The organism is Rhodovulum sp. P5, from assembly GCF_002079305.1.
Lineage (GTDB): Bacteria > Pseudomonadota > Alphaproteobacteria > Rhodobacterales > Rhodobacteraceae > Rhodovulum.
Window position 1 is genome coordinate 1,765,173 of record NZ_CP015039.1, and the last position, 26,078, is coordinate 1,791,250.

Consider the following 26,078-nt stretch of genomic DNA (forward strand, 5'->3'; position numbering starts at 1 on the left):
CGGGTGCGCGCGGCACAGCCCACTGGCCAATCCCCGGCGTTCTCCCTAGATTGGCAGGGTATTCTTACGCGCGGACGTTTCCCTGATGCCCAAACCGACCGACAACCCCGCCGATCCGTTCAAGAAGGCCCTGGCCGAGGCCACGAAGGTGATGGCCGACGACCCCGATCTCGGCATTTCCTACTCGGTCGATCCGCCGGGCATGGCGGGGGATGCGATGCGCCTGCCGCAGATCAGCCGCCGGATGAGCCGGGACGAGGTGCTTTTGGCCCGCGGAACGGCGGACGCCTACGCCCTGCGGCACAAGTATCACGACACCGCCACCCATGCCCGCTATCGCCCCACCGGGCAGTTGGCGAGCGATCTGTATGAGGCGATGGAAGTCGCCCGGTGCGAGGCGATGGGCGCCCGCACCATGCCGGGCACGGCCAGCAATATCGACGCCATGATCGCCGCCGAAGCGGGCAAGAAGGGATATGCCGAGGCGCGGGAGGCCAGCGAAGTGCCCCTTGCCGCCGCCGCGGGCTATCTGGTCCGGCACCTTGCCACGGGTCGCGACCTGCCCGAGGGCGCGGATAACGTCATGCAGCTTTGGCGCGGCTTCATCGAGGAACAGGCCGGCGGCACGCTGGAGGACGTGAACGGGGTTCTGGCCGATCAGGCGGCCTTTGCCCGGATGGCGCGGCAGGTGATCAGCGATCTGGGCTATGGCGACCAGCTGGGCGACGACCCCGACCTTGAGGACGACGAAAACGAAGAGGACAGCGCCGAAACGGACGAGGAACCGCCCGAGAACTACGGCGAGGAGGAGCAGCAGGACAGCGACGAGGCCGACGCCAGCGCCGAGCAGGAGCAGGACAGCACGCAGGACATGGCGCAGGCCCATATCAGCCCCGACGAGGCGGCGGATATGGAAATGGGCGAGGAGACGGAACTTCCCGACGGGGAGGCCCCGCTGGAACCGCCGCCCCCGCCGCCCCATTCCGAGGCCGACCCCGACTACACCGTCTTCTCCCCCGACTATGATGAGGAGATCGTGGCGCAGGATCTGGCAGAGCCCGCCGAACTGGAACGGCTGCGCGCCTATCTGGATCAGCAACTGGACCCGTTGAAAGGCGCGGTCGGGCGGCTGGCCAACAAGTTGCAGCGCCGGCTTCAGGCGCAGCAGAACCGCAGTTGGGAATTCGACCGGGAGGAAGGGATCCTCGATGCCGGGCGGCTGGCCCGCGTGGTGGCGAATCCCACCACGCCGCTGAGTTTCAAGGTCGAGAAGGATACAGAGTTCCGCGACACGGTGGTGACGCTGCTGCTGGACAATTCCGGATCCATGCGGGGGCGGCCGATTTCCATCGCCGCGATCTGCGCCGATGTTCTGGCCCGCACGCTGGAACGATGCGACGTGAAGGTCGAGATCCTCGGCTTTACCACCCGCGCGTGGAAAGGCGGGCAAAGCCGCGAGAAATGGCTGGCCGAGGGGCGGCCGCAGCGCCCCGGACGCCTGAACGACCTGCGCCATATCGTGTACAAATCGGCGGATGCGCCGTGGCGGCGGTCGCGCGAAAACCTGGGCCTGATGATGAAAGAGGGTCTTCTGAAGGAAAACATCGACGGCGAGGCGCTGGAATGGGCGCATCGGCGGATGATGGCCCGGCCCGAGGCGCGCAAGATCCTGATGGTGATTTCCGACGGCGCACCGGTGGACGATTCCACCCTGTCGGTGAACGCCGCCAACTATCTTGAAAAACACCTGCGCGACGTGATCGCGATGGTGGAACGCAAGAAGATCGTCGAACTGATCGCCATCGGCATCGGCCATGACGTGACGCGGTATTATGACCGGGCGGTCACGATCACCGATGTCGAACAGTTGGCCGGCGCGATGACCGAACAGCTTGCCAGCCTGTTCGACAAGGACCCACGCGCCCGGGCGCGCATGGTCGGGATCAAGAAGGCGGGATAGCGTGGAGGCGGCGAAGGGCGGGTTTGCGGACGGAGCGATCGTTCGTACACTTGGCTCAAATGGCCGCTTTGGAAAAAGCTATTTCACGAACAGCGACCATATCGAAACATTGTGACGCATGCGCGCCAACAATTTAGCTCCTACGCAGTATCGCCTTTACGGCTTCCCCATAATCGAAAGCAAGGCTAGACGGTGGGGACTCCGGCTCCCAGTTAACTTCACCTGTAGCCAAAAGAAGATGAGCTTTGAAAACTGCGAGTTCTGTTGAGTCTTGAGCACTAGAATCTGAGAAAATTTCCTCAATCGCTCTTCTCCGAATTTCGAAGAGTCGCGCCACTTCTTCGCATTTGAGTTCAGATTTTTGTGTTCGACCCATGTAATTAAGGGCCCAAAATAGCACCGAAAAAACGCCCAAGACCAGCGCCGAAGCAGCAAATGGAGCAGCCTTGACCAGCTCCAATAAGTCAATCGGTTCTTGGGCGACGAGCACGAGCGCGATTATTGAGTATGCTAGAAGAAAAAGCAACATGAAGATAATTGCTGCCGGGTTTCGAAACAGACTCCCATAAATGTATAAGGCAGCTCTAAGTCCACTGCCGGTTGCGCTTCCTGTCATTTCTCAACCCTGTGCTCTGAGGACATGTGGCATTATTGAAACACGAATCTGCACCCGTTCCAAGAGCAACTTTGTCCAATCATGCTATTGGGATTTGTCCAATCATGCTATTGGGAGGCGTGCGAACCAAGGACATTCGCTGCAATGCAGTGATTGGGCAATTTGCGCTCCGAGCCGCCGTTCCCGACGGCTCCTGCGCTCAGCGCGCCCTGTCCCACGCGAACCGGACTTGCCGCGGGCGCGGGGGCTGATACGGTTGTTCGAACCGCGCCCCATGGGGCGACTTTCCGCACAAGGTCCCCGATGTTCCAGAACTTCGACAGCCCCACTCAGCCACAGGACGGCCCGCCCCGGCTGGCGACCCTGCGGGAGGAGATGGCACGGCAGGGCCTGGCCGGTTTCCTCGTGCCCCGCGCCGACGCCCATCAGGGCGAATACGTCGCCCCCCATGACGAGCGGCTGGCCTGGCTGACGGGGTTCACCGGGTCGGCGGGGTTTGCCTGCATCCTGACGGACTGCGCGGGGGTCTTCATCGACGGGCGGTATCGGGTGCAGGTGAAGGCGCAGGTCGATCCCGCGCATTTCACCCCGGTCCCCTGGCCCGAGACGAAACTGGCCGACTGGTTGAAAGAAAAGCTGCCACAGGGCGGCGCGGTCGGGATCGACCCGATGCTGCACACGCCGGAACAGGTGGAAACATTGCGCACCGCGCTTCAGGGCAGCCAGATATCGTTGCGAGAGGTCGACAACCCGGTCGATCGTATCTGGCCGGACCAGCCCGCCCCGCCCACCGCCGCGATCACGCCCTACCCCGAGGCGCTGGCCGGCGTGCCCCATGCGGAAAAACGGGCGCGACTGGCCGCAGACCTGCGCAAGGCGGGGCAACGGGCGGCGGTGCTGACCCTGCCCGATTCCATCGCGTGGCTTCTGAACATCCGGGGCAGCGATATCGCGCGCAACCCGGTGCCCCATGCCTTTGCGGTGCTGCATGACGACGGGCATGTGACGCTTTTCACCGATCCGGCCAAGGTCTCGGACGCGCTGCGCAGCCATCTGGGGCCAGAGGTGACGTTGCGCCCCGACAGTGCCCTGGCCGCGGGGCTGCGCAGCCTTCTGGGCCCGGTGCGCCTTGACCCGGCCAGTGCGCCCCTGTGGGTGTTGCGGCAGTTGGAAGAGGCCGGGATCGCTGTCGCGCGGGCAGAAGACCCATGCATCCTGCCCAAGGCGCGGAAAACCGACGCCGAACTGGAGGGCGCGCGGGCCGCGCATCATCGCGACGCCGTGGCGATGGTCGAGTTTCTGGCATGGCTCGATGCCGAGGCGCCCAAGGGCGGCCTGACGGAAATCGACGTGGTCAAGCAATTGGAAGGCTTCCGCCGCGCCACCGGGCAGTTGCGCGACATCAGTTTCGACACCATCGCCGGGGCCGGCCCCCACGGGGCCATCGTGCATTACCGGGTGACCGAGGACACCAACCGCCCGGTGCAGCCGGGGCAGTTGCTGCTGATCGATTCCGGCGGGCAGTATCTGGATGGCACCACCGACATCACCCGCACCGTCGCCATCGGCGATGCGCCAGAGGACGCCCGCGCCCCCTTTACCCGCGTGTTGCAGGGCATGATCGCGATCTCGCGCGCGCGGTTCCCCAAGGGGCTGGCGGGGCGCGATCTGGATGCGCTGGCGCGCTATCCGCTTTGGCTGGCCGGGCAGGACTATGACCACGGCACCGGTCACGGGGTCGGCGCCTATCTGTCGGTGCATGAGGGGCCGCAGCGCCTGTCGCGCCTGTCCACCGTACCGCTGGAACCCGGCATGATACTGTCGAATGAGCCGGGCTATTACCGGGAGGGCGCCTTTGGCATCCGCACGGAAAACCTGATCGCGGTCACGGCGGCCCCGCCGCTCGACGGCGCCGACGCGCGCGAGATGCTGGCCTTCGAAACGCTGACATGGGTGCCCATCGACCGCCGGTTGATCGACACCGCGCTGTTGAGCGCAGGGGAGCGGGACTGGCTGAACACCTATCACGCCCGCGTTGCCGAGAAGGTGGGGCCAGAGGTTTCGCCCACGGCACAGGCGTGGCTGGCCGGGGCGACCGCCCCGATCTGACCTGACACATAACTGGACAAGACGGGCGCCTTGCTGTCTACAGGGCCACGAAATTTTCTGTCGCTTCAAGCATCCCGGGGGAGGCACGACATGACCGACGGTATCAAGATTCACAAGGCGGACGGCGCATGGGTTGTCCGGGCCGGCGGCGCTGTCATCGCCGAAAGCCGCGAGGCGCTTGAACTGCATGAGGGCGAGCGGGAACCGGTGATCTATTTCCCGCGCGAAGACGTCGCCATGGCCTTTCTCGAACAGACCGACAGCCGGACGAGCTGCCCCCACAAGGGCGAGGCCAGCTATTTCACGATCCATGCAAAAAGCTATGAGATCCCCGATGCCGCGTGGTCTTATGAAAACCCGACCGAGCCAGCGGCGCGGATCGCGGGCCATCTGGCCTTTTACACCGACAAGGTGACGGTCGAGCAACTGTAACCCGGCGAACGGATCATCAGGAGTGTTCCTCTTGCGCCGTGGTGGCAAGGGCACGGGTATAGGCGCGCAGCGCATCGACGTGGAAAAGCGCGCCCAGAAGCTCCGGCTCGCGCCCCTCGGCGGCGGGCTTGACCACCGGAATGAAGGAATGGCCCCATTTCTCGAACACCGGCAGCGCCTCGGCCAGCGTGGCCTCGGGCGAGAGCATGATCCCCGCCGAGATGAGTTCGCGACAGGCCCCTTCTGACGCGCCGGCCGGGCTGTCCATCCCCCGCATCAGGATCGCCGCGGAATAGACCGACAGCAGATAGGCCTGCGGCCCCGCCGCGATCCGCCGCCCCCGCCGTTCCAGTTGCGTCAGGAAGAACGACCGGTCCACCAGCCGGCTGGCCAGCGCGGTGGACATCGACACCGCCACCATCACGCCCAGCGCCGTCTGCCAGTCGCCGGTCAGTTCGAACACGATCAGCGTGGTGGAGATCGGCGCCCCCAGAACCGCCGCGGTCACCGCCCCCATCCCCGCAAGGGCATAAAGCGTCTCGGCGCCAGAGACCGCGGGAAAGGTCGAGGTCGCGACGATCCCGTAGGCCAGACCGGTCAGCGCCCCCACCATGAGAGAGGGAGAGAACATCCCGCCACCCATCCGCCCCGCCATGGTCAGCGCGACCGCCATGCATTTGACGATGGCAAACAGCATCGCCTCGTGAAACAGAAGCGACCCGGTCAGCGCGGCCGACGTCGTTTCGTACCCCACACCGATGATATGGGGAAAGAAGATCGCCATCACGCCCAGCCCGAAGCCCGCCACGCCCGGCCGCATCCATCGCGGCATGCGGGTGCTGCGCTGCACCTCGGTCGCGATGTCGTCGGCCCAGAAGATGCCGCGCATCAGAAGCACCGCGACGAGCCCGCAGACCAGCCCCAGCAGAAGAAAGGCCGGCAACTCGATATAGAAATCGAAGCGCCCGTCTTGCGGCAGGCTGAACTCTGTCACGCCGCCGAATTCCATCCGGTTGATCACCGTGCCCGCCACCGCGGCGATGGTGATGGGGGCGAAGGCGTGCACCGCAAAATGGCGCAACACGACCTCCAGCGCGAAAAGCGCCCCGGCAATCGGCGCGTTGAACGAGGCCGAGACAGCCCCGGCCACCGCGCATCCCAGAAGGTCGCGCCCGGTGATCCCGTCGGCCTTGATGCGGTTGGATACCCAGGTCGCGATCACCCCGGCCATGTGGACGACGGGCCCTTCCCGCCCGCTGGACCCGCCCGAGGACAGGGTGATGAGCGACGCCAGAGCAGAGGCGAGCCCCGCCTTCTGTTCCACCCGCCCCTCGTTCAGCGCCGCGCCCTCGATCACCTCGGCCACGGAGCGGACGCGCCCGTCAGGAGTGAACCGGTGCAGGATCACGCCCACGGTCAGCCCGCCCGCCACCGGGATCAGCAATATCCAGTACCAGGCGAGCGTTTCGGCGAAGGAATGCAACAGATGCGGGTCATCGACCCCGTAAAGCACCCGCTGAAGCGTATCGATGGCCAGACGAAAGCACAGTGCCGCGAATCCGGCCGCGGTTCCGATGAACAGCGCGAGGAACCAGAACTGGATCTGCGACGGACCGCGCAGCCGCAAGATACCCCAAGCGTTGCGCAGCGTTACATAGATACGATCAATAGTTGCGATGGTGCCTCTATTCGACCAGACTGGCACGCCAAATTCGCCTCTTTTTCCGCCTGTCGACGCGGCGGGCTTCCCCCCGACCGCGGTCTCGCCTAGGTTTCCCGCCGGTGCATTCGCTGCAAGGAGGACTTCGATGCCCATCCCCGAAGCCCTGACCGCGCTTGAGAAAATCCTAGGGGATCGGCTGAGCCGGTCCAAGTCCGATCTCGACTTGCACGGGCGCAACGAAACCTATTTCCCGGTGATGCCGCCCGATGCGGTCGCGTACCCCGAAAACACCGGCGAAGTGGCCGAACTGGTACGGATCTGCGCGGCAGAGGGCTGCCCGGTGACGGGATGGGGGGCGGGGACCTCTCTGGAAGGGCATGCGCTGGCGGTTCGGGGCGGGATCAGCGTCGATTTTCGCCTGATGAACAAGGTTCTGGCGATCCACCCCGAGGATATGGACGTGATCGTGCAACCGGGCCTGACGCGCGAGGCGCTGAACCGGGAACTTCGGGCAACGGGCCTGTTCTTCCCCGTCGATCCCGGCGCCAATGCCACGCTGGGGGGGATGGCGGCCACGCGCGCCTCGGGCACGACGGCGGTGCGCTATGGCACGATGCGCGACAATGTATTGGGGATGGAGGTCGTGCTGGCCGATGGCCGCGTGATCCGTACCGGCACCCGCGCGCGCAAATCGGCCGCAGGCTATGACCTGACGGGTCTGTTCGTGGGGGCCGAGGGCACGCTTGGGCTGACCACGGAACTGACGCTGAAACTGCATGGTCAGCCAGAGGCGATCTCCTCTGCGGTCTGTGCCTTCGATGAGATCGGTCCCGCGGTGGATACGGTGATCGAGACGATCCAGATGGGCATCCCGATGGCGCGGATCGAATTCGTCGATGCCGCGACCGCCGCCGCCTTCAACGCCTATGCGGGTGCGGATATGCCGGAAAAGCCGCATCTGCTGGTGGAGTTCCACGGCTCCCGCCGCGGCGTGGCCGAACAGGCGCAAAGTTTCGGCGAGATCGTGAACGACAACGAAGGCGTCGGGTTCGAATGGTCGTCCCGCCCCGAGGAACGCACCGCGCTCTGGACGATGCGGCACAACGCCTATTACGCCTGTCTGGGCCTGCGCCCCGGCGCAACGGCCCTTGTGACCGACATGTGCGTCCCGATCTCGCGACTGGCCGAGGCGGTGGAGGCGACGCGCGCCGATATCGAGGCCGCCTCGATCCCCGGGCCGATCCTTGGGCATGTGGGCGACGGCAATTTCCACGCGATCCTTCTGGTCGAACCGGGCAACCATGCGGAGCTGGAAGAGGCCAAGTGGCTGTCCCACCGGATGGTGGAACGCGCGCTGCGCCTGGGCGGGACGGTGACGGGCGAACACGGCATCGGCATGGGCAAGCTGGACTACATGGCGGCCGAACACGGGCCCGCCTGGGACGTGATGGGACAGATCAAGCATGCGCTTGATCCGCAGGGGATCATGAACCCCGGCAAGATGGTGCGCGGCAACTGAGGGCGGCTATCGGCGCAGGGCCGGAAAGGCCGCAAATGCAAGCTGACCGGCGAACCCAAGCGCCCCCGACAAGGTCGCAAGATGCGCCAGATGTGCGTACAGGCTGCGCCCCATCAGATCGAGAGCGACCCAGAGATCGGCCACCATCAATAGCCCAAAGGCCACAGCCCCCATCACAAGACGCGGCCACAAGCCGGGCACCAGCGGGATGCGCCGCAGGATCAGACCCGCCGAGACCCAGCAGATGACCAGCATCAACGGCAGTTCCAGCACGACCGCGCGCCCTTCGCCGATCGCGGGGGCGACCGCAAGCGTTCGGAGCGTGCCGAGGATAAACCCCGCCAGAAAGACCAGGGCGAAATAGGCCACACCGGCACGCACGGCGCGGACCACGATGCTATCCGCCCAACAAGGCACGGGCGGCGGCGCGGGCCTCGTCCGTGATCGTGTCGCCCGCGACCATGCGGGCGATCTCATCCACCCGCGCAAGCGGATCGAGCGGCGCGACGGTGGAGAAGGTCGCCCCGTCTTCCACCCGCTTTTCGACGCGCCAGTGATGCGCCCCCCGCGCAGCTACCTGCGGTGAGTGGGTGACGACCAGAACCTGCGCGGTCTGGCTGAGCGCGGCCAGCCGCCGCCCGACGGCATCAGCGGTGGCGCCGCCCACGCCGCGGTCGATTTCGTCGAAGATCAGGGTCAGCGGGCTTGCGCCGTGGGCCAGGCAGACCTTCAGCGCCAGCAGGAAGCGCGACAACTCCCCGCCCGAGGCGATCTTGTTCAGCGGTCCGGCGGGCGCGCCTGGGTTGGTGGCGACGGTGAAGGCGACGGCGTCGCAACCCTCGGGCCCCGGCGGGCCTTCGGACAGGTTCGTGGCGAATTGCGCGCGTTCCAGTTTCAGGGGGGCCAGTTCCCGGGCCATGGCCGCATCCAGCCGCGTGGCGGCCGCCCGCCGGGTGTCGGTCAACTCCTGCGCGGCCCGGTCATAGGCGGCCTGCGCCGAAGTGGCGGCATCGCGCAGGGTGGCAAGGTCCCCCTCGCCGGCGTCCAGCGCGTCCAGCCGGGTGCGCAGATCGCCGGCCAGACCGGCAAGGTCGTCGGGCAGCACCCCATGCTTGCGGGCCAGCGCACGGATCGCGAAGAGCCGCTCCTCGGCCGCCTCCAGCGCGCCGGGGTCGAAATCGAGCGCCTCGATGCAGTCTTCCACCGCCTGCACGGCCTCTCCCAGTTCGACAAGCGCCCGGGACAGCGCTGCAATCGCGGGGTCAAGCCGGTCCTCCGCCCGGTCGGCAGCCCCTTCCAGCCAGCGCAGCGCATCGCCCATGCGCCCCTCTGCCCCCTCCCCGGGGCCAAGGGCGGCATGGGCGCGCGCGATATCTTCGCGGATACGGTCAGCCGCCTGCATCGCGCGGCGGCGGGCATCAAGCTCTGCCTCTTCCCCGGGCTGCGGGTCCAGCCGGTCGAGTTCCGCAACCGCGTGGCGCAGGAAATCCTCTTCCGCACCAAGGGCGGCAAGCGCCTCTTCCGCCTCTGCCAACGCCTTTTCCGCCCGTGCGCGCTCCCGCCATGCCTGCCGGACGGCGGCGACCCGCGGTTCGAGACCACCGAATTCATCCAGCAGCTTGCGGTGGATGCGCGGGTTCAGAAGACCCCGGTCATCCTGCTGGCCATGCAGTTCGACCAGCGTGTCCGACAGCGCGCGCAGGACCTCTCCGCTCACCCGGCGGTCATTGACCCAGCCGGTCTTGCGGCCCTCGGGCGTGTTCACGCGGCGCAGGATCAACTCGTCCTCTGCCGGCAGTCCGGCCTCCTCCAGCACCGCGCGCGCGGCGTGACCGGGGGGCAGGTCGAACACCGCGACCACCTCTCCCTGCGCGGCGCCGGGGCGCACCAGTTCCGCGCGCCCGCGCCAGCCCAGAACGAAGCCCAGCGCATCGAGAAGGATCGATTTGCCCGCGCCGGTTTCGCCGGTCAGCACGTTCAGACCCGGCTGGAAGGCAAGATCCAGCCGGTCGATAATCAGCATGTCCCGGATGTCGAGACTGCGCAGCATGGCACCCCTTTACGGTCAGGCTAGAGCCATTCGCCCTTGATCATCTGGCGATAGACCTTGCGCAGCCAGCCCGTTCCCTTGGCTTCGGGGGCCAGCCCCTCCCCCTTCAGCAGGTTATAGGCGTCCTCGTACCACTGCGTCCCCTGGAAATTGTGACCGAGGATCGCACCCGCCGTCTGCGCCTCGTCATCGAGGCCCAGCGCCAGATAGGCCTCGACCAAGCGGTACAGCGCCTCGGCAGTGTGGGTGGTGGTCTGGAAATCCTCGACCACGACGCGGAAGCGATTGATCGACGCGGTGTAATGCCCACGCTTGAGGTAATAGCGCCCGACTTCCATCTCTTTCGCGGCGAGGTGATTGAAGGCAAGGTCGAATTTCAGGATGGCGGACTGGGCGTATTCGCTGTCGGGATAGCGTTCGATCACGGTGCGAAGCGCCTGCAACGCCTGATAGGTCAGCCCTTGGTCGCGCCCGACCTCATCTATCTGGTCGTAATAGGACAGGGCCAGCAAATACTGCGCATAGGCCGCGTCTTCCTGTGCGGGGTAGAAGTCGATATAGCGCTGCGCCGTGATCCGCGCGTTTTCATAGTCGCGGCTGCGGTGGTAGGAATAGGCCTGCATGATCAGCGCCCGCCGGGCCCATTCGGAATAGGGATAAAGCCGTTCGACCTCGCCAAACAGGCGGGCGGCCTCTTCCGGCTCCCGGTTCTGTTCCAGTTCGAATTCGGCCTTGTTGTAGATCTGGCGGGCGGTCAGGCTTTCCAGCGGGGCTTCCTTGGTGCCGCCACCACAGGATGCGAGAAGCACCACCGCAAGACCAGCCCCGAACGCCCGGATGCGCATGCTTCTTTTCGTCATTCGCCTGTTACCCCGTCCTTGCGACGCTGCGCGAAACCCCAACACGCCAAGCGTATCGGATCGAGGTTCGTCCTAGCATAGAAAATTGGGGGGCAAAACGCCTTTGGCCGCGATTTGCGACGCTTACGCCACGGCCTTCAGATCCACGACGTTCAGCCCCGCCCCGGGAAGACGCGCGCATTGCGCGGGCGAGCAGACCTCCATCCGGAAGGCGCCCGGCCGTGCGAAGAGGGCCCGCAACAGACGGTTGGTCAGCGCATGGCCGGCGCGGATGCCGGTATAGCGGCCAAGGATCGGCGTTCCGGCCAGATACAGATCGCCCAGCGCGTCCAGCATCTTGTGGCGCACCGGTTCGTCATCATGGCGCAGCCCGTCGGGGTTCAGCACGATGTCCCCGTCGAACACCACCGCGTTGTCCAGCGATCCGCCAAGGGCCAGCCCGTTGGCGCGCATCGCTTCCACGTCCGCATTGCGGCAGAATGTCCGGCTGTCGCACAGTTCTCTCACGAAGCTGCCATTGGCCATGGACAGCGTCTTTTCCTGCCGGCCGATCGCGCCCTCGGCAAAGTCGATGGCGAAATCGATTTCAAGGTTGTTGGCCGGGGACAAGGCGGCACGGGCCTCTCCCTCAGTGACCTCGACGGTTTCGAGAATACGCACCGCCCGCACCGGCGCATCAAGACGGCGCAGCCCGCGGGCAAGGATACCCTCGACAAAGGGCGCTGCGCTGCCGTCCATAACGGGCACTTCGGGGCCGTCGATTTCGATCAGCGCGTTGTGGACACCGCATCCGGCAAGGGCGGCCATCAGGTGTTCGACTGTCGAGACCTCGGCATTTCCGTTCGACACCATCGTGCACAGGCGCGACGGCACCACGGCATCCCAGCGCGCCGGGATCAGCGCATCGCGCCCTTCAAGATCGGTGCGGCGGAACCAGACGCCGTATTCGGCCGAGGCTGGATGGATCGTGACCTGAACTGCACGACCGGAATGCAATCCGGTTCCGGAAAAGGATATCGGCGCTTTCAATGTCGTTTGCACGGGTCACCTGCTCATCTGCATCCAAGCTTCGGCGGCTTGTTACAAGTTAACTAAGGCTGCGACCATTTGTTCACAATTCAATCTTTGCAACCTTTTGAAACATGGCACCCGTTCGCCAAGCGGATTTTCGCCAATGCAGCAAGAGCATGAAACTTATCGATAATTTTCTTCGCGCGCGCAGCAATCATCGGATCCGTCCTCACGCAATGCGCAGCATTGTTTCTCGGCCCGCACAAGCGTGGCAGTGCCCTGCCGACACCCGAAAACATGAAAGGGGCCGACGATGCGGCCCCTTCCGGTAAACTCGTTGTGCCTGGTGGCTCAGTTCGCCTGGCGCCGCAGGAAGGCCGGAACCTCGATCCCGTCGCGATCCATGTCGTAGTCTTCGTCTTCCTGGTACATGGTCGCGCTGCGGGAATGCAGCGGCGGCTGTTGCCGCAGGGGCTGGGCGCCGCGCTCGGGCGCCTCGGGGCCGTGGCCCGACATGCGGTTGATCAGAACGCCGATACCGAAGCGGCCCTTTTCGGTCCGCGGCTCTTCCATGGTCGCGGCGGGCGCGGCCTGCGGCGGAACCTTGTTCACCGCCGCGCGCAGACGTTCCATCGCCTCGGGCGTCGGGGTTCCGGGCGCACGCGGTTGCGGCGCGACGACGACCTCCGGCTCGGGCTCTGCGATCATGTGCGGTTCTTCGACCGGACGATAGGCGGGGGGCGGCAGATCGTCGGCCGCGGTCTCGGCAAAGGTGTCGTCCCCCTGCCCCGCAAGCGCCGGGTCGAACCCGCTGAAGAGCGTCGGCTCTTCAACCTGCTGTTCCGCGACGACCTGCGCAACCGCCGGCGCGGGCTCGGCCGCCGTCTCCGGCGCCGCATCCTCGAACAGCGGCTCGGGCCGGTGCAGGGGTTCCCGCATCGGGCGGCGCGGCAGCGGAATGTCGCGGCGCACCTCGCCCACATCGATCCCGGTGGCAACGACGGACACGCGCATCGTGCCGTCCATATCCGGGTCGAGGGTGGAGCCCACGATGATGTTCGCATCGGCATCGACCACGTCGCGAATGCGGTTCGCGGCCTCGTCCAGTTCGAACAGGGTCAGGTCGTAACCGCCGGTCACGTTGATCAGAACGCCGCGTGCGCCATTCAGGCTGATCTCGTCCAGCAGCGGGTTGGCGATGGCCTTCTCGGCCGCCTGGATCGCGCGGTCTTCGCCGTTGGCCTCTCCGGTGCCCATCATCGCCTTGCCCATTTCGTCCATCACGGCGCGGACATCGGCAAAGTCGAGGTTGATCAGGCCCGGGCGGACCATCAGGTCGGTCACGCCCTTGACGCCCTGGTAAAGCACATCGTCCGCCATCAGGAACGCCTCGGTAAAGGTCGTCTTTTCATTGGCGAGACGGAACAGGTTCTGGTTGGGGATGATGATCAGCGTATCGACCACCTTTTGCAGGCTTTCGACGCCGTCCTCGGCCTGCCGCATCCGCTTGGTGCCTTCGAACTGGAACGGCTTGGTCACCACGCCGACGGTCAGAACGCCAAGCTCGCGCGCGGCCTGCGCGATGATCGGCGCCGCCCCTGTACCGGTGCCGCCGCCCATGCCCGCGGTGATGAAGCACATATGCGCCCCGGCAAGGTGATCGACGATCTGTTCGATGCTTTCCTCGGCCGCCGCGGCGCCGACGGTCGGACGCGCCCCAGCGCCCAGCCCTTCGGTGACTTTCACACCCATCTGGATGCGCGCCTGGGCGTTGGATTGCTGCAACGCCTGCGCATCGGTGTTGGCCACGACGAATTCCACGCCTTCCAGCCGCTTTTCGATCATGTTGTTCACTGCGTTGCCGCCAGCGCCGCCGACGCCGAACACCGTGATCCGGGGTTTGAGCTCTTCCTGCTCAGGCATGGTGAGGTTCAGTGCCATGTTGTCTCCGCCTGTTTTTGCCGCCCTGTTCCCGGGCGGCTCTCTGCCATGTCCCCTTTGGCCCTGCTCGCCCCGGGAACCCGCGTCTTTTCGGGCAGCATACCGAAATGCAAGCCCTGCGTCACCAAAAAACCGCAATTTCGCCACAAAATGTGGTTAAGGACTTGACGGAATCTTAGCATCTATGGGTGTTCGCACAGCATCTGGTAGAGAAGTGCGGACACGCCAATAGGGCCCGCGGAAACGGTGTTCCACACGGGGCCGCACCCCATGGACATGGGCGCATTTACATATCTGTCGGGCGGCTGCTCTGCCTGCCGGTTTCGGGCGTTTGCCCGCTTGTTATTACGTCCACCATACACCGGCAGGCGTGGAAGCGCCAGCGCAATAACCGCTGGCCGGACGGATGGCAGGACCATGACAAAGGGGCCGCGCAACAGCGCAGCCCCTTTCCGAAACTCTACGAATGGACGTGCCCCAGGCGATTATCCGCGTTTGGCACGCATCCCAAGAGCGCCCAGCAGCGCAAAGGCCCCGATCATCAGCGGGGCCCCGGCCGGCAGCGGCACCGCGGGGGTAGCAGCCACATCGGCGGTGACCGTGACGGTGGCGCGGAACGACCCCGGCCCACCGAGGTCGACCGCCTCGTAAGACAGCACATTCAGGCCCGGCAGGAAATAGCTGGCTTCGGCCGTGCCGTAGCTGACCAGGGACGTGAAACCGGAATGGCTGAAGAACTCATTCCCGTTCAGGTAGACGGTCACGGTGTTGTCGACGCCGATAAGCCCCGCCAGAGAAGCGGTCGAAACATCATAGCCCGTCAGGTCGAACTCGAAGCTGAAATCGACCTCATCGACACTATAGGCATCGCCTTCCCACACCCATTCGGACTCGGGCGTCGTGGTGCCCTGCCAATAGGTGGCATAGTTGGCATAGATCGAAACGGCGGTGCCGGTCACGTTGATGCCGCCGGCATCGTCGCGCAGTGTCGCACCGGAGGCAACGGTCGCCGCGTCCGCCGTGGCAGGCAGCGCAGCCGCAAGAATGAGAGCGGGAAGAATACGCATATCTATACTCCAAGTTTTCATGTGCGGGCACGGTACGCCGCCCCGCCCGCCAGTCAAGGTGAAAGAAAATCAGGCATTACGCCTGTCAGTTGTTCCTCGTGCGCCGCCTTTAACGGGCCCTGCGTTCTGCGCCATAGGCCGCCAGAACACCCAGCCCCGCCAGCAAGAGCACGCCACCGGCCGGCAGCGGGACATCCCCCGAAACCGGGTCAGCCGTCACCACGACCGCCGCTCGAAAGCCCATATGCCCGCCGTCATCCGTCGCCACAAAGCGCAGGATGTTCGCCCCGGCATTGAACAGGCTTGCGTCGCTGGTGCCATAGTCATGCAAGCTGGTGAAATTCGACGTCAGCAGACTGGGCAATGCGCCGATTTCTGTCCCGTTGAGATAGACCCAGGCATAGTTGTCCACGCCCCAAAGGCCGGACAGGGACGCCGTCGAGAGGTCATACCCGGTCATGTCGAATTCGAATTCGTAGTAGACGCTGGCCCCGCTCCACCATGCGCCGGCCCAGACCCACTCCGACACCGGGTCGGTGACCTCGGCCGAATAGCTGCTTGCCGGATTGCTGTAAGATACGAACGGACCGTCAGGATTGGACCCGCCCACGGCGTTGATCCCACCGACATCGCCCACACGGGTCGCGCCGCTTACCACGGTTTCGGCCTGCGCGACCGCGGGCAACAGGGCACAGGCGACGGCACACATCATCTTGTGCATCGTAAACACTCCACCAAACGCGCGCGTCCACGGGAACAGTTTACCATCCGTTTACGATTCGAGGAAGATCGACCGCCGCTTACCAGTTGTCGCGGAACCAGCGCACCGCGCGCTTCAGCGACCGGGCCGGATAGCGTTCGATGGGCATTTCGAAATCCCACCATTCATCCTGCGGATGCGCCGCGAACAGGCACAACCCGACAGAGGCCGCAAATCCCGGGCCCGTTGCCGATTGCGGCAGACCTTGCACGCGCAGGGGGCCGCCCGGCCGAACCTGGTTTCCGAGGATGCGGCCGGCCAGCCCGTCAAGACCGGGGATCTGGCTGCCGCCGCCGGTCAGCACGATCCGCTGGCTTGGCAGATGCTCGAACCCGGCCGCGTCTAGGCGCGCGCGCACCTCTTCCAGAATCTCTTCGACCCGCGGGCGCATGATGCCGATCAGTTCCGCGCGGCTGATGGTCCGGGTGTCACGCTCGAAATCGCCGCTGTTGCCGCCAAGGTCGATCATCTCGCGATCATCCATGCCGGTCGCGACGACGCCGCCGAACAGGGTCTTGATCCGCTCGGCCATCGACATCGGCACCTGCAACCCGTGCGAGATATCGGCGGTCACATGGTCGCCGCCGATGCGCACGCTGTCAGCAAAGATCATGTGCTTTTTCAGGAAGATCGAGATACCCGTGGCGCCGCCGCCAAGATCGATGCAGGCCGCGCCCAGCTCCTGTTCATCCTCCACCAGCGCGGAAATCCCCGCCACATAGGCCGAGTTCGCCAGCCCCGCCAGTTCAAGGTCGCAGCGGCGGATGCAATGGGCAAGGTTCTGAAGCGCGCCCTCGCCCACGGTCAGAAGATGCATGTCGCAGGCCAGTTGCCGCCCCATCTGCCCGCGCGGGTCGATCAGGCCCGACCGGTCGTCGAGCGCGAAGTTGACCGGCTGGGCGTGCAGGACCTCGCGCCCCGGTCCGATCTCGGGCATGTCGCAGGCGGCCAGAACGCGGGCGACGTCGGACTCGGTCACCATCCGGTCGGCAACATCCACCGTCCCGTCCAGCCCATAGGACCGCGGCGCACCGCCCGACAGGCAGGCAATCACGTGGTCGACACGCACCTGCGCCATCTTCTGCGCGGCCTGAACAACGGTGCGGATGGCGCGTTCGGCCTCGTGCATGGCGTGGATTTCACCAAAGCGCACCCCGCGCGACCGGGTCGTTGCCGCACCGATGACCCGGAACCGGGACTGCCCGGCCAGCGCGCCGATCTGTTCCACGCCGCCCCGCGGCTCGATCGGGTCGAAACGCAGCACAAGGCAGGTGATCTTGGAACTGCCCACGTCGAGTATGGCGATCACGCCGCGATCCATGGCCTGCTGCCGCATGCGCCGCATCGCCCGCTGGGCCTGGTAAAGGTCGGTCATCCGTCGCGTGCTCCTGACTGAAGTCTTCTTATGCGCCTGAGGTCCTCGACCGCATCCGGGGCCAGGCGCACCGTCGGGCGCGCCGGGTTCCGCATGTCCACCACCGATATGTCGCGCGCCAGCATGTCCGACAGCTTGTCCAGCGCGATCACCCGTTCCAAAGCCGCGACAGGCCTGTCTTCGGGCAGAAGGATGCGCTGGTCGCGGTCCAACACAACGTCCCAGCGCCGTTCGCCCTGCCGGACCAGCCCGCGGATACGCCCCTGAAGCGGCCCGGTCGCCGCGATCAGACCCAACGCCTCATCCACCTTCCGGTCGGCCCCCTGCCCGGCGATCAGCGGCAGATCCGCCCGCGTCGCGCGCGTTGTCACGGCCGCAACCCGGCGCCCGGTTTCGTCCAGCAGGAACAGGCCGGTTCCGTCGCGCCAGACGACGGCCGGAACACGCTCCACCAGCTTCAGTTCCAGTATCCCGCCCGGCCGCACATGCAATTCGGCGGTCTTCACGACATCAAGGTCGGCGACCATGTCCCGCAGGGCCTTCAGATCGAGATCGAAGGACGACATCGGAAAGTCGAGCGGCAGCATCTCGCGGATCTCGGCATCCACGGCGGGCGAGGCACCCTCGATCGCCAGAAGCCGCACCATGAATTCCGGCCGCGTCTCGATCTGGCGCCACAGGCTCTCGGCCTCTTCCTTCAGGATCAGGCGCCGGTCGGCATCGGCCAGCCAGATCAGCGGCACCGACAGCGCAATCGCCAGCGGCAGGCCGCGCAGCACCGCGCTGCGAACGGCCGGGGTCAACCACAACCGCTGCGCCCGGTACGCCCAGCGCGAGGGCGCCGGATCGCGCGCCGGATTGCTCATCGCGCACATGAGGCGTCCTCCACCATCCAGCGGCACAGCGCCCCGAAGGACACGCCGCAATGGGCCGCCTGTTCCGGCGCCAGCGATGTGGGCGTCATGCCCGGCTGGGTGTTGGTTTCCAGAAGGATCAGCCCGTCAAGGCCCCGCGTCTCGTCCCAGCGGAAATCGGTGCGGCTGACGCCGCGACAGCCCAGCGCCCGATGCGCCCGCAGGGCATAGTCGAGACAGGCATCGAAGATCTCGGCCGGCAGGTTCGCCGGCAGAACATGGCGCGACCCGCCGGGGGCGTATTTCGCGTCGTAGTCATACCAGCCGTCGGTCAGGATGTCGGTGACCGTCAGCGCCCTGTCGCCCATCACGGTCGTCGTCAACTCTCGCCCCGGGGCGTAGGTTTCCACCATCACGACCTCGGGCATCTCCGCATCCAGGTGCGGCGGGGCATTCGCGGCCTCGTGGACGATGTGGATTCCGACCGACGACCCCTCGTTGTTGGGCTTCACGACATAGGGCGGGTCGATGACGTGGCGGGCAGACACCTCTGCCTTGCAGGCCAGGCGGCTCTCGACCACCGGCAGCCCTGCGGCGCGGTAGGCCTCTTTCGATCGCTGCTTGTCCATCGCAAGGGCCGAGGCCAGAACGCCCGAATGGGTATAGGGAATCCGCAGCCACTCCAGCAGGCCCTGAACGCAGCCGTCCTCTCCCCACCGGCCATGCAGCGCGTTGAAGACGACATCAGGCGCACACCCGACAAGCTGCGCGGGCAGGTCCTGCCCGGCATCCAGTTCGATCACCTCGAACCCTTCCCCACGCAGGGCGGCGGCGCATTCACGCCCCGATGACAAGGACACCTCGCGCTCTGCCGAGGGTCCGCCCATCAATACCGCCACTCTGGGGGCTGTCCTGCTCGACTCGCCCGCCACCTGTGCCTCATCTCACGGGGCGTTCTTCGGCCCCGTCTGTCAGTCTTTTTCCGGGGCCGGTTCGCCGACCCTCATGATTTCCCAGTCTAGCTGAATCCCGGAATTTTGGAAAACGCTTTTTCGGACATCCTCGCCCAGCCTTTCCAGATCGGCCGCCGTCGCGCCGCCGGTGTTGATCAGGAAGTTGGAGTGCTTTTCCGACATCTGCGCGCCCCCCCGCCGGGCCCCACGCATCCCGGCCTCGTCGATCAGCTTCCACGCCTTCAAGTCTTGGCTGTCATCGGCCCGCCCGGTGGAACTGAACCCCGCCGGATTGCGGAAGGTAGAGCCTGCACTCCGCTCCTTCGTCGGCTGGGTCGCGTCGCGCTTGGCGATCTGCTCCTCCATCGCGGCCTCCAGCGCCGCGGGGTCGCCCATGGGCCCCTCCAACAGCGCCTCGACGATCACGCAGCCCTCGGGCAGGTCGGTCTGACGGTAGCGGAAATTCAGGTCTTCGGGGCCAAGGATCAACCGCTCACCGCTGCGGCTGACGGCCTTGGCCCGGACGAACACATCGGCCATGTACCGGCCGTAACAGCCCGCATTCATCCGCACCGCGCCGCCGATGGCGCCGGGGATGGTGCGCAGGAAGGTCAGGTCGATGCCCGCCGCCGCCGCCTTGCGCGCGACATGGCCGTCCAGCGCGGCGGCCCCGGCGGTGACCCTTTGCCCTTCCACCGCGATCCCGTTGAAACCCCGGCCAAGTCGGATCACCACGCCGCGCAGCCCCCCATCCCGCACGATCAGGTTGGAGCCGACGCCCATCGGGAACACCGGCACATCGCCGGGCAGCGCGCGCAGAAAATCCGCCAAGTCCTCTGCATCCGCGGGTTGGAACAGCCAGTCCGCCGGGCCGCCCACGCGCAGCCATGTCAGATCGCTCAGCGCCTTTTTCGGGGTCAGGGCGCCGCGCACCGGGGGCAGGTCCATCACTCGCCCCCCCCGATCCGGGCGCCCACGGCGAACAGCACCAGCGACAGAACCATCACACCGGCCCACGGGCCCAGCACGGACAAGGGCGCGACGGTGGCGTAGGGCGCGCCGTCGACCTCGACCCGCAGCGCCGCCCAGACCAGCCACACCGCGGCGGAATAAAGCGCAAGCAGCAACCCGAACCCCCGGGGCGAGCGGCGAAGCCCCAGTTCCAGCGCGGCATAGGCGACCAGCGGCGCCGCCGCCCAGCTTGCATAGGCCAGAAGAACCGACAGCCCCGTCATTCCCCGCCCCGCCCCCGCGGGCGGATCAGCCAGCGCCCAAAATGAAGGATCGGCCAACGCAGGACAGAGACCCCCGCCGCCAGCGCAATCAACCCCCAGACCGGCCCGTTCTGATAGGTGACATACCCCACCAAGGGAATCCCCGTGGCGATCAGCCCATAGGCCGCGGGCCAGTGGATGCGTTCGGGCATCGCGGCGATGACGCTGGCCACCACGACCCAGACACAGGCGAGGATAAGGGAGAGGGTCATCGGGGGTGGCCTTGTGTAACTGTGCCGTCCATCATGACACCGTTCCGCCTGCATCCAGAAACGCCTGAAGCGCATCATAAATATCGCTGGCCGTCTTCACACGCTTGTACTGCTTGATGGCGCGGTCCATCTCCTTGCCTGCATGCCCGGCAGCCCCGGACGCAGTTTCCCAGAACCGCGCGAAGGCGAGGCCGGTGCTGCCAAAACTTTCGGCAAAACGGTCTTCCATGATGGCCCGGAACGCCTCGGTCGTGGCTGCGGCGATGGTGGCGCGGAATTCCCGCACCTCGCGCAGCATGTCGCGGAACACGGCCATGCCGTCCGCGTCGAGCGCGACGAGGGCGTTGGAGGGCAGGGCCTCCATCCGGGCGATCATCTGGTCAAACAACTCGACCACCGCGTCCTGATCGACATGGTCCAGCGACAGGTCGGCCAAGGGCGCAAGGGCGGTGTAGGATGGGCCAAAGTGCTTTCGCGTGACCGCCTGCATCAACGCAATCGAGTCGTCGACCATCCTGCTCAGCGTTTCACCCAGATCGGCCCTCGCCTTTTCCTCCTTGGAAAAGGCTTCAAGCTGCCCGCACAGGCGCACGAGGTGGCGCGCGCGCAAGTGGGTCATGTCTTCCGTGCGCTGCAATTCGTCCAGCACGTTTTTCGAGGCGCGGTGCAGAACCCCGGCGAAGTTCCCGCCGCCTTTCAGGTCAAACGCGAAATCGTTGAAGTTTCGCAGCGTATCCCGCAGTTCCTCGCAATCGTCGAGGAAGGCCTGCACCACGGCCGGGTCGCGCAGATGGGCAGTGTCGTCGTCAATGCCCACCATCCGCATGACGCGCAGCAGGGAATCGAAGGTGAAATCGACGGGGTAGGCTTTGGCGAGCGGCGTGCGCTCGTCTTCCTGCAACCGCCTGATCGCCTCGGCCACGCGCTCGGGGTCATCCCAGAACGCCTTGCCGTTCTCCTTCTCCCCGTCCAGCAGCGCGATCTGGCACAGCAGGTCCCAGTCTTGTGCCCCGCCGTCGAGTGCGCGCTGATACCAGCCGGTCCAGAAACCCCAGACCGGATGGGTGGGCGGGTAGGTGTCGCGCAGCAGCAACCAGCGGTCCTCGAAAGGGGGCTTTTCGTCGTGCCAAAGCGCACAGGCCATTAGGTGAGGCAGGTCGTCAACCTCCGCGCAATCGCTGCGGAGCGCCGTCCAAGCATGATCCGCACAGGCGATATCGCGATTGACTGAAAGTGCGGCGAAGTACGCAGGGTCGGTGGCTGTAGTGTAGGCAACTGCAGCATGTTGAACTGCGTAAGAGGTAGCTTCGGCGGCAGCGCCGAAATCCTCGGCTGCGGAGGCCGAAATAGCGCCAGCAACGGCGGCGAAGGCGCCGGTGGCAACGATAGTCGCCATCACAGCAGCGTCTGCGGCAAGCCGGTCTTTGACATCGGCAAGCCCTGCGCCCCCAAACAAGGCACTTGTCACTAGTGGACGAAAGGCCGTCAGCACCGTCAAATCGCGTTGATGTGCCCAGACTGCAGTTTCAAATTCATCCCAGGACAGCGGCAGAACTCGCATCGCGGCGCGATGGGCCAGCGCGACCATGGCCTCTTGCGGCAGGTCTTCCTGCCTCAGCCAAGCCTGGAAGCTCTGCCCGTCAACGATCTCCGCGATCTCGACCATCGCCCCGTGGCCCCTATGCCTCCAGCCGTTTCGGCAGACCGTTCGCCCAGGCGCTGATCGTGCCGGCGCCGAGGCAGACCACCATGTCGCCCGGGCCCGCCTGTTCGCGGACCAGCCGTTCCAGATCGTCCTCGCAGAGTATCGCGCGGGCGTGGCGGTGGCCGTGGCGGATCAGCCCGGCGACCAGATCGTCGCGGTTTGCGCCCGGGATCGGGTCTTCGCCGGCGGCATAGACCTCGGCAATGCCAACCACATCGGCCTCATTGAAGCAGGTGCAGAAATCTTCGAACAGCGAGGCGAGGCGGGAATAGCGGTGGGGCTGGTGCACGGCGATCACGCGCCCCTCTGTCGCCTGCCGCGCGGCCTTCAGCACCGCGGCGATTTCCACCGGGTGGTGGCCGTAATCGTCGATGATGGTGATCCCGTTCACCTCTCCCACCTTCGTAAAGCGGCGGTTGACGCCCCCGAAGGCGGCCAGCGCGGTGCGGATCTCATCGGCCTTCATGCCCAGATGGCGGGCCACGGCGACGGCGGCCAGCGCGTTCGACACGTTATGGTCCCCCGGCATCGGCAGGGTGCAGCCCTCGATCACCATGTCGTCCGCCCGCAGCACGATGTCGAAATGCGCGGTGCCGGCCTTGTAGGTCAGGTTCACCGCCCGCACATCCGCCTGCGCGTTGAAACCGAAGGTCACCACCTTGCGGTCCGTCACGCGGCCGACCAGCGCCTGAACCTCCGGATGGTCGGTGCAGCAGACGGCGAGGCCATAGAACGGGATGTTCGACACGAAGTCGTAGAAGCCTTTGCGCAGCGCATCGAAATCGCCCCAATGCTCCATATGCTCGGGGTCGATATTGGTGACGATGGCAATGGTCGCGGGCAGGCGGGTGAAGGTGCCGTCGCTCTCATCGGCCTCGACCACCATCCACTCACCCTCCCCCATCCGGGCGTTCGAGCCATAGGCGTGGATGATGCCGCCATTGATCACGGTGGGATCGATCCCACCCGCATCCAGCAGCGTCGCGACCATCGTGGTGGTCGTCGTCTTGCCGTGGGTGCCGGCCACCGCGACGTTCGATTTCAGGCGCATCAGTTCGGCCAGCATCTCTGCCCGCCGCACCACCGGCAAACCCTGCATCCGGGCCGCGTCAAGTTCGGGGTTGCCGGGCTTGATCGCCGAGGAGATCACCACGACCTGGGCGGTTTCAAGATTCTCGGCGCGCTGGCCCTCGAAAATCGTGGCGCCCAGTTTCTTCAGCCGGTCGGTGATCTTCGTCGCCTTCAGATCAGACCCCTGCACCCGGTAGCCGAGGTTGAGCAACACCTCTGCAATGCCCGACATGCCGATTCCGCCGATCCCCACGAAATGGATCGGGCCCACATCGGTCGGCAGCTTGGTCACCGCGTTCATCCACTCACCACTCCGTGCAAGGTTCATTCTCAGGCTTCCTTTCCCGAAAGCGCTTCTACCATCTCGACAAGCCGTTCCGTCGCGTCCGGCCGCCCGCAGGACAGCGCCGCATGGGCCATCTGCACCGCGCCCCGCGGCTGACCCAGAACCGTCGCGATTTGCGTGGAAAGCCTGGCCGCGTCAAGGGCGGATTCGGGGATCAGGATCGCGCCGCCGGCCTCGACCAGCCCGCGGGCGTTGGCGGACTGGTGGTCGCCCGTGGCAAAGGGATAGGGGATCAGGATCGCCGGCCGCCCGATGACCGAGATATCGGCGATGGAGGACGCGCCCGCCCGGCTGATCACCAGTTGCGCCTCTGCCAGACGGGTGGGGATGTCGTCGAAGAAGGGGCGCACCTCGGCCTCCACCCCGGCCGCGGCGTAGACCGCGATGACGCGCTCGGCATCCTCTGCCCGCGCCTGATGGGCCACGCGCAGGTGGCGGCGCATGGGTTCGGGCAGGGCGGCCACGGCGGCGGGCACGGTATCGGACAGCGCCCGCGCCCCCTGGCTGCCGCCGATGGCCAGAAGGCTCATCGGGTAGTCACCGGGCGGGATATAGGGGGCAGCGGCGCGTTCCAGCACCGCGGCGCGCACCGGGTTGCCGGTGTGCCAGCCCTCTATCCCTTCGGGCAGGTCGGTCGGCCATGTGCCACAGGCCACGGCATGCACGCGTTTGGCATACAGACGATTGACCTTGCCCAGCACGCCGTTCTGTTCGTGGATCATCCGCGGCAGCTTCAGCGCAATCGCCGCCGACAAGGCCGGAAAGGAAGGGTAGCCGCCGAACCCGGCCACGACCGAAGGCCGGTCGCCCAGCATGCCCGTGACGGAGGATACGACCCCCGCGGTCAGGCGAAACGGCGCGACGGCCCGTTCCACGACCCCGCCGCGGGCAAGGCTGTCGGCCGCGATCCGTTCGATCTGCACCTCTGCCGGGAAGCCGCCCGCATAGCGCGCGCCGCGCGCGTCCGTCGACAGCTTTACCCGCCAGCCGCGGGCCAGCATCGCCTCGGCCAGCGCCTGCGCCGGGAACATGTGCCCGCCGGTGCCGCCCGCCGCGATGACCAGAAGCGGCGCCATCATACCCCCTTCCGCCGAAGCAGGTCGCCGATTTCACCCTGCGGGCGGGTCCGCGTCAGCGCCAGCAACATGCCCACGGTGATGCCCGCCGCGATCAGGGACGACCCGCCATAGCTGACGAACGGCAGCGTCATGCCCTTGGCCGGCAACAGCTTGACCGCGACCCCCATGTTGATCAGTGCCTGCACGCCGAAGACGCAGGCGAGCCCCGTTCCGGCCAGCCGGATGAAGGTGTCCCGCTCTCGCATCAGGCGGAAGAGAGAGCGCAGCACGATGGTGCAGTAAAGCGCGATGATCCCGACGACGAGGACCAGCCCGTATTCCTCGGCCGCCACGGCGATGATGAAATCCGTATGGGCATCGGGCAGCGACCATTTCACCTGCCCCTCCCCCACGCCGACCCCGAAGAAGCCGCCCTCCTGAATGGCGTTGGTGGCGTATCCGATCTGGGTGCGGGGGTCGATCTCGGGGCTGAGGAACCCGTCGATCCGCCGCGCGAAATGTTCGGAGTTCTGGTAGGCGACGACGCCCATGAACACCACGCCGCCCGCCATGCCGACGAGCAGCAGGAAGGGCGCACCGGCCACGAACCAGATCACGCCCCAGCCAAAGAGAACCAGCGCCGCCTGCCCGAAATCCGGCTGCAGGGCGAGGAAGGCAACGACGATCATCGCAATGGCAAAGGACATCGTGCGCCCCGGCGGGCCGTTCACCTCTTGCGCGGCGGCCATCATCCATGCGGCCAGCACGATGAAGCCGGGTTTCAGGAATTCCGACGGCTGCACGCTGGCAAAGCCCAGCGAATACCAGCGCACCGCCCCCTTGCCGAAATCGGTGCCCAGAAGGGGGAGAAGCATCAGCGCCACGAAGGCCGCGAAGAAGCCGATCACCCCCAGACGGCGCACCAGATCGGGCGGCATCATCGACAGGACCAGCATCACCACCATACCCATGCCGCCGAAAACCGCCTGACGCTGAACATAATGGAAGGCGTCCAACCCGTTCTTGGCGGCCAAGGGCGGCGACGCCGCAAGCCCCAGCAAAAGCCCCAGACCGAACAGCATCAGGATGCAGGACAAGGTCCACTTGTCCACGGTGCGCCACCAACGCGGCAAGACCGGCTCGCCCGCGCGAATGGGCGCGGTGCCATAGACCATCTCCGTCATGGGGCCACTGCCACGATTGCCTCTGCTCAGCCCGTTTTCCGGGTCTGCCGTCAGGATA

General features: G+C 66.0%; 23 protein-coding genes. 4 read left to right on the forward strand and 19 right to left on the reverse strand.

All coding sequences use genetic code 11. The features are described from left to right. Nucleotides 1-85: 85 nt before the first annotated feature. Nucleotides 86-1,960 (forward strand): cobaltochelatase subunit CobT, encoded by a 1,875-nt coding sequence (gene cobT / locus RGUI_RS08640; RefSeq protein ID WP_081532678.1) that lies wholly within the window; start codon nt 86-88, stop codon nt 1,958-1,960. Nucleotides 1,961-2,093: 133 nt separating this feature from the next. Here the strand turns inward: cobT and RGUI_RS21175 are convergent, their stop codons facing one another. Continuing rightward, entirely contained in the window at nt 2,094-2,576 is a 483-nt protein-coding gene (locus tag RGUI_RS21175) for a hypothetical protein (RefSeq protein WP_156882919.1), read from the reverse strand. Nucleotides 2,577-2,879: 303 nt separating this feature from the next. Here RGUI_RS21175 and RGUI_RS08645 point away from each other — a divergent pair, with 303 nt between their 5' ends. Next, entirely contained in the window at nt 2,880-4,685 is a 1,806-nt protein-coding gene (locus RGUI_RS08645) for an aminopeptidase P family protein (RefSeq protein ID WP_081532679.1), read from the forward strand. Nucleotides 4,686-4,775: 90 nt separating this feature from the next. Next, a complete protein-coding gene (locus RGUI_RS08650; protein ID WP_081532680.1) occupies nt 4,776-5,117 on the forward strand; it encodes a DUF427 domain-containing protein in 342 nt (113 codons plus the stop codon). 16 nt (nt 5,118-5,133) lie between these two features. Here the strand turns inward: RGUI_RS08650 and RGUI_RS08655 are convergent, their stop codons facing one another. Then, nucleotides 5,134-6,822: a chloride channel protein gene (locus RGUI_RS08655; protein ID WP_253799026.1), complete on the reverse strand. Its 1,689-nt coding sequence runs from the start codon at nt 6,820-6,822 to the stop codon at nt 5,134-5,136. A 103-nt stretch (nt 6,823-6,925) separates the two neighbouring features. On the opposite strand from RGUI_RS08655, the gene RGUI_RS08660 reads away from it, so the two are divergent. Further along, entirely contained in the window at nt 6,926-8,299 is a 1,374-nt protein-coding gene (locus RGUI_RS08660; protein ID WP_081536030.1) for an FAD-binding oxidoreductase, read from the forward strand. A 6-nt stretch (nt 8,300-8,305) separates the two neighbouring features. Here the strand turns inward: RGUI_RS08660 and RGUI_RS08665 are convergent, their stop codons facing one another. The 17 genes from RGUI_RS08665 to RGUI_RS08745 form a co-directional block, all read right to left on the reverse strand. After that, on the reverse strand, nt 8,306-8,692 hold the full coding sequence (locus RGUI_RS08665; protein WP_081532682.1) for a hypothetical protein: 387 nt from the start codon (nt 8,690-8,692) through the stop codon (nt 8,306-8,308). Between the two features lie 4 nt (nt 8,693-8,696). Next, nucleotides 8,697-10,349, reverse strand: a complete 1,653-nt coding sequence (recN, locus tag RGUI_RS08670; RefSeq protein ID WP_081532683.1) for a DNA repair protein RecN — start codon at nt 10,347-10,349, stop codon at nt 8,697-8,699. A 20-nt stretch (nt 10,350-10,369) separates the two neighbouring features. Beyond that, the gene (locus RGUI_RS08675; protein ID WP_081532684.1) at nt 10,370-11,209 is read right to left on the reverse strand and encodes an outer membrane protein assembly factor BamD; all 840 of its coding nucleotides are present in this window, start codon (nt 11,207-11,209) and stop codon (nt 10,370-10,372) included. Between the two features lie 123 nt (nt 11,210-11,332). After that, on the reverse strand, nt 11,333-12,250 hold the full coding sequence (lpxC, locus tag RGUI_RS08680; protein WP_081532685.1) for a UDP-3-O-acyl-N-acetylglucosamine deacetylase: 918 nt from the start codon (nt 12,248-12,250) through the stop codon (nt 11,333-11,335). Between the two features lie 321 nt (nt 12,251-12,571). After that, on the reverse strand, nt 12,572-14,161 hold the full coding sequence (gene ftsZ / locus RGUI_RS08685) for a cell division protein FtsZ (RefSeq protein WP_081532686.1): 1,590 nt from the start codon (nt 14,159-14,161) through the stop codon (nt 12,572-12,574). Between the two features lie 485 nt (nt 14,162-14,646). Next, nucleotides 14,647-15,228: a VPLPA-CTERM sorting domain-containing protein gene (locus RGUI_RS08690; RefSeq protein ID WP_081532687.1), complete on the reverse strand. Its 582-nt coding sequence runs from the start codon at nt 15,226-15,228 to the stop codon at nt 14,647-14,649. 109 nt (nt 15,229-15,337) lie between these two features. Next, nucleotides 15,338-15,949, reverse strand: a complete 612-nt coding sequence (locus RGUI_RS08695) for a VPLPA-CTERM sorting domain-containing protein (protein ID WP_156882920.1) — start codon at nt 15,947-15,949, stop codon at nt 15,338-15,340. Between the two features lie 79 nt (nt 15,950-16,028). Further along, a complete protein-coding gene (gene ftsA, locus RGUI_RS08700; protein ID WP_081532689.1) occupies nt 16,029-17,363 on the reverse strand; it encodes a cell division protein FtsA in 1,335 nt (444 codons plus the stop codon). Next, on the reverse strand, nt 17,360-18,238 hold the full coding sequence (locus tag RGUI_RS08705) for a cell division protein FtsQ/DivIB (protein ID WP_081532690.1): 879 nt from the start codon (nt 18,236-18,238) through the stop codon (nt 17,360-17,362). Before RGUI_RS08705 ends, ftsA begins: the two co-directional genes overlap by 4 nt. Further along, on the reverse strand, nt 18,226-19,104 hold the full coding sequence (locus tag RGUI_RS08710; RefSeq protein WP_253799029.1) for a D-alanine--D-alanine ligase: 879 nt from the start codon (nt 19,102-19,104) through the stop codon (nt 18,226-18,228). The genes RGUI_RS08705 and RGUI_RS08710 overlap by 13 nt, the downstream gene beginning before the upstream one ends. Nucleotides 19,105-19,188: 84 nt before the next feature. Then, complete coding sequence (murB, locus tag RGUI_RS08715; RefSeq protein ID WP_371587348.1) at nt 19,189-20,118, reverse strand: UDP-N-acetylmuramate dehydrogenase; 930 nt, start codon at nt 20,116-20,118, stop codon at nt 19,189-19,191. After that, nucleotides 20,118-20,405, reverse strand: a complete 288-nt coding sequence (locus RGUI_RS08720; protein WP_081532693.1) for a hypothetical protein — start codon at nt 20,403-20,405, stop codon at nt 20,118-20,120. Before RGUI_RS08720 ends, murB begins: the two co-directional genes overlap by 1 nt. Then, nucleotides 20,402-20,656, reverse strand: a complete 255-nt coding sequence (locus tag RGUI_RS08725) for a DUF2484 family protein (RefSeq protein WP_081532694.1) — start codon at nt 20,654-20,656, stop codon at nt 20,402-20,404. Before RGUI_RS08725 ends, RGUI_RS08720 begins: the two co-directional genes overlap by 4 nt. A 31-nt stretch (nt 20,657-20,687) precedes the next feature. Then, entirely contained in the window at nt 20,688-22,322 is a 1,635-nt protein-coding gene (locus RGUI_RS08730; RefSeq protein ID WP_081532695.1) for a hypothetical protein, read from the reverse strand. Nucleotides 22,323-22,335: 13 nt separating this feature from the next. After that, nucleotides 22,336-23,733 (reverse strand): UDP-N-acetylmuramate--L-alanine ligase, encoded by a 1,398-nt coding sequence (murC, locus tag RGUI_RS08735; RefSeq protein ID WP_081536031.1) that lies wholly within the window; start codon nt 23,731-23,733, stop codon nt 22,336-22,338. A 29-nt stretch (nt 23,734-23,762) separates the two neighbouring features. Continuing rightward, nucleotides 23,763-24,857: a glycosyltransferase gene (locus RGUI_RS08740; protein WP_081532696.1), complete on the reverse strand. Its 1,095-nt coding sequence runs from the start codon at nt 24,855-24,857 to the stop codon at nt 23,763-23,765. Continuing rightward, on the reverse strand, nt 24,854-26,020 hold the full coding sequence (locus RGUI_RS08745) for a putative peptidoglycan glycosyltransferase FtsW (RefSeq protein WP_081532697.1): 1,167 nt from the start codon (nt 26,018-26,020) through the stop codon (nt 24,854-24,856). Before RGUI_RS08745 ends, RGUI_RS08740 begins: the two co-directional genes overlap by 4 nt. Between the last annotated feature and the right edge of the window lie 58 nt (nt 26,021-26,078).

Excerpts from the sequence above, each read along its gene's own strand:
- RGUI_RS21175 (WP_156882919.1), bottom strand. The coding sequence starts at position 2,576 with ATGACAGGAAGCGCAACCGGCAGTGGACTTAGAGCTGCCTTATACATT.
- RGUI_RS08710 (WP_253799029.1), bottom strand. The coding sequence starts at position 19,104 with ATGGGCGGACCCTCGGCAGAGCGCGAGGTGTCCTTGTCATCGGGGCGT.
- RGUI_RS08660 (WP_081536030.1), top strand. The coding sequence starts at position 6,926 with ATGCCCATCCCCGAAGCCCTGACCGCGCTTGAGAAAATCCTAGGGGAT.
- RGUI_RS08705 (WP_081532690.1), bottom strand. The coding sequence starts at position 18,238 with ATGTGCGCGATGAGCAATCCGGCGCGCGATCCGGCGCCCTCGCGCTGG.
- murB (WP_371587348.1), bottom strand. The coding sequence starts at position 20,118 with ATGGACCTGCCCCCGGTGCGCGGCGCCCTGACCCCGAAAAAGGCGCTG.
- cobT (WP_081532678.1), top strand. The coding sequence starts at position 86 with ATGCCCAAACCGACCGACAACCCCGCCGATCCGTTCAAGAAGGCCCTG.
- RGUI_RS08725 (WP_081532694.1), bottom strand. The coding sequence starts at position 20,656 with ATGACCCTCTCCCTTATCCTCGCCTGTGTCTGGGTCGTGGTGGCCAGC.
- RGUI_RS08730 (WP_081532695.1), bottom strand. The coding sequence starts at position 22,322 with ATGGTCGAGATCGCGGAGATCGTTGACGGGCAGAGCTTCCAGGCTTGG.
- RGUI_RS08690 (WP_081532687.1), bottom strand. The coding sequence starts at position 15,228 with ATGCGTATTCTTCCCGCTCTCATTCTTGCGGCTGCGCTGCCTGCCACG.
- RGUI_RS08720 (WP_081532693.1), bottom strand. The coding sequence starts at position 20,405 with ATGACGGGGCTGTCGGTTCTTCTGGCCTATGCAAGCTGGGCGGCGGCG.
- RGUI_RS08740 (WP_081532696.1), bottom strand. The coding sequence starts at position 24,857 with ATGATGGCGCCGCTTCTGGTCATCGCGGCGGGCGGCACCGGCGGGCAC.
- ftsZ (WP_081532686.1), bottom strand. The coding sequence starts at position 14,161 with ATGGCACTGAACCTCACCATGCCTGAGCAGGAAGAGCTCAAACCCCGG.
- RGUI_RS08645 (WP_081532679.1), top strand. The coding sequence starts at position 2,880 with ATGTTCCAGAACTTCGACAGCCCCACTCAGCCACAGGACGGCCCGCCC.
- RGUI_RS08745 (WP_081532697.1), bottom strand. The coding sequence starts at position 26,020 with ATGACGGAGATGGTCTATGGCACCGCGCCCATTCGCGCGGGCGAGCCG.
- RGUI_RS08650 (WP_081532680.1), top strand. The coding sequence starts at position 4,776 with ATGACCGACGGTATCAAGATTCACAAGGCGGACGGCGCATGGGTTGTC.
- RGUI_RS08675 (WP_081532684.1), bottom strand. The coding sequence starts at position 11,209 with ATGACGAAAAGAAGCATGCGCATCCGGGCGTTCGGGGCTGGTCTTGCG.
- recN (WP_081532683.1), bottom strand. The coding sequence starts at position 10,349 with ATGCTGCGCAGTCTCGACATCCGGGACATGCTGATTATCGACCGGCTG.
- murC (WP_081536031.1), bottom strand. The coding sequence starts at position 23,733 with ATGAACGCGGTGACCAAGCTGCCGACCGATGTGGGCCCGATCCATTTC.
- RGUI_RS08695 (WP_156882920.1), bottom strand. The coding sequence starts at position 15,949 with ATGCACAAGATGATGTGTGCCGTCGCCTGTGCCCTGTTGCCCGCGGTC.
- ftsA (WP_081532689.1), bottom strand. The coding sequence starts at position 17,363 with ATGACCGACCTTTACCAGGCCCAGCGGGCGATGCGGCGCATGCGGCAG.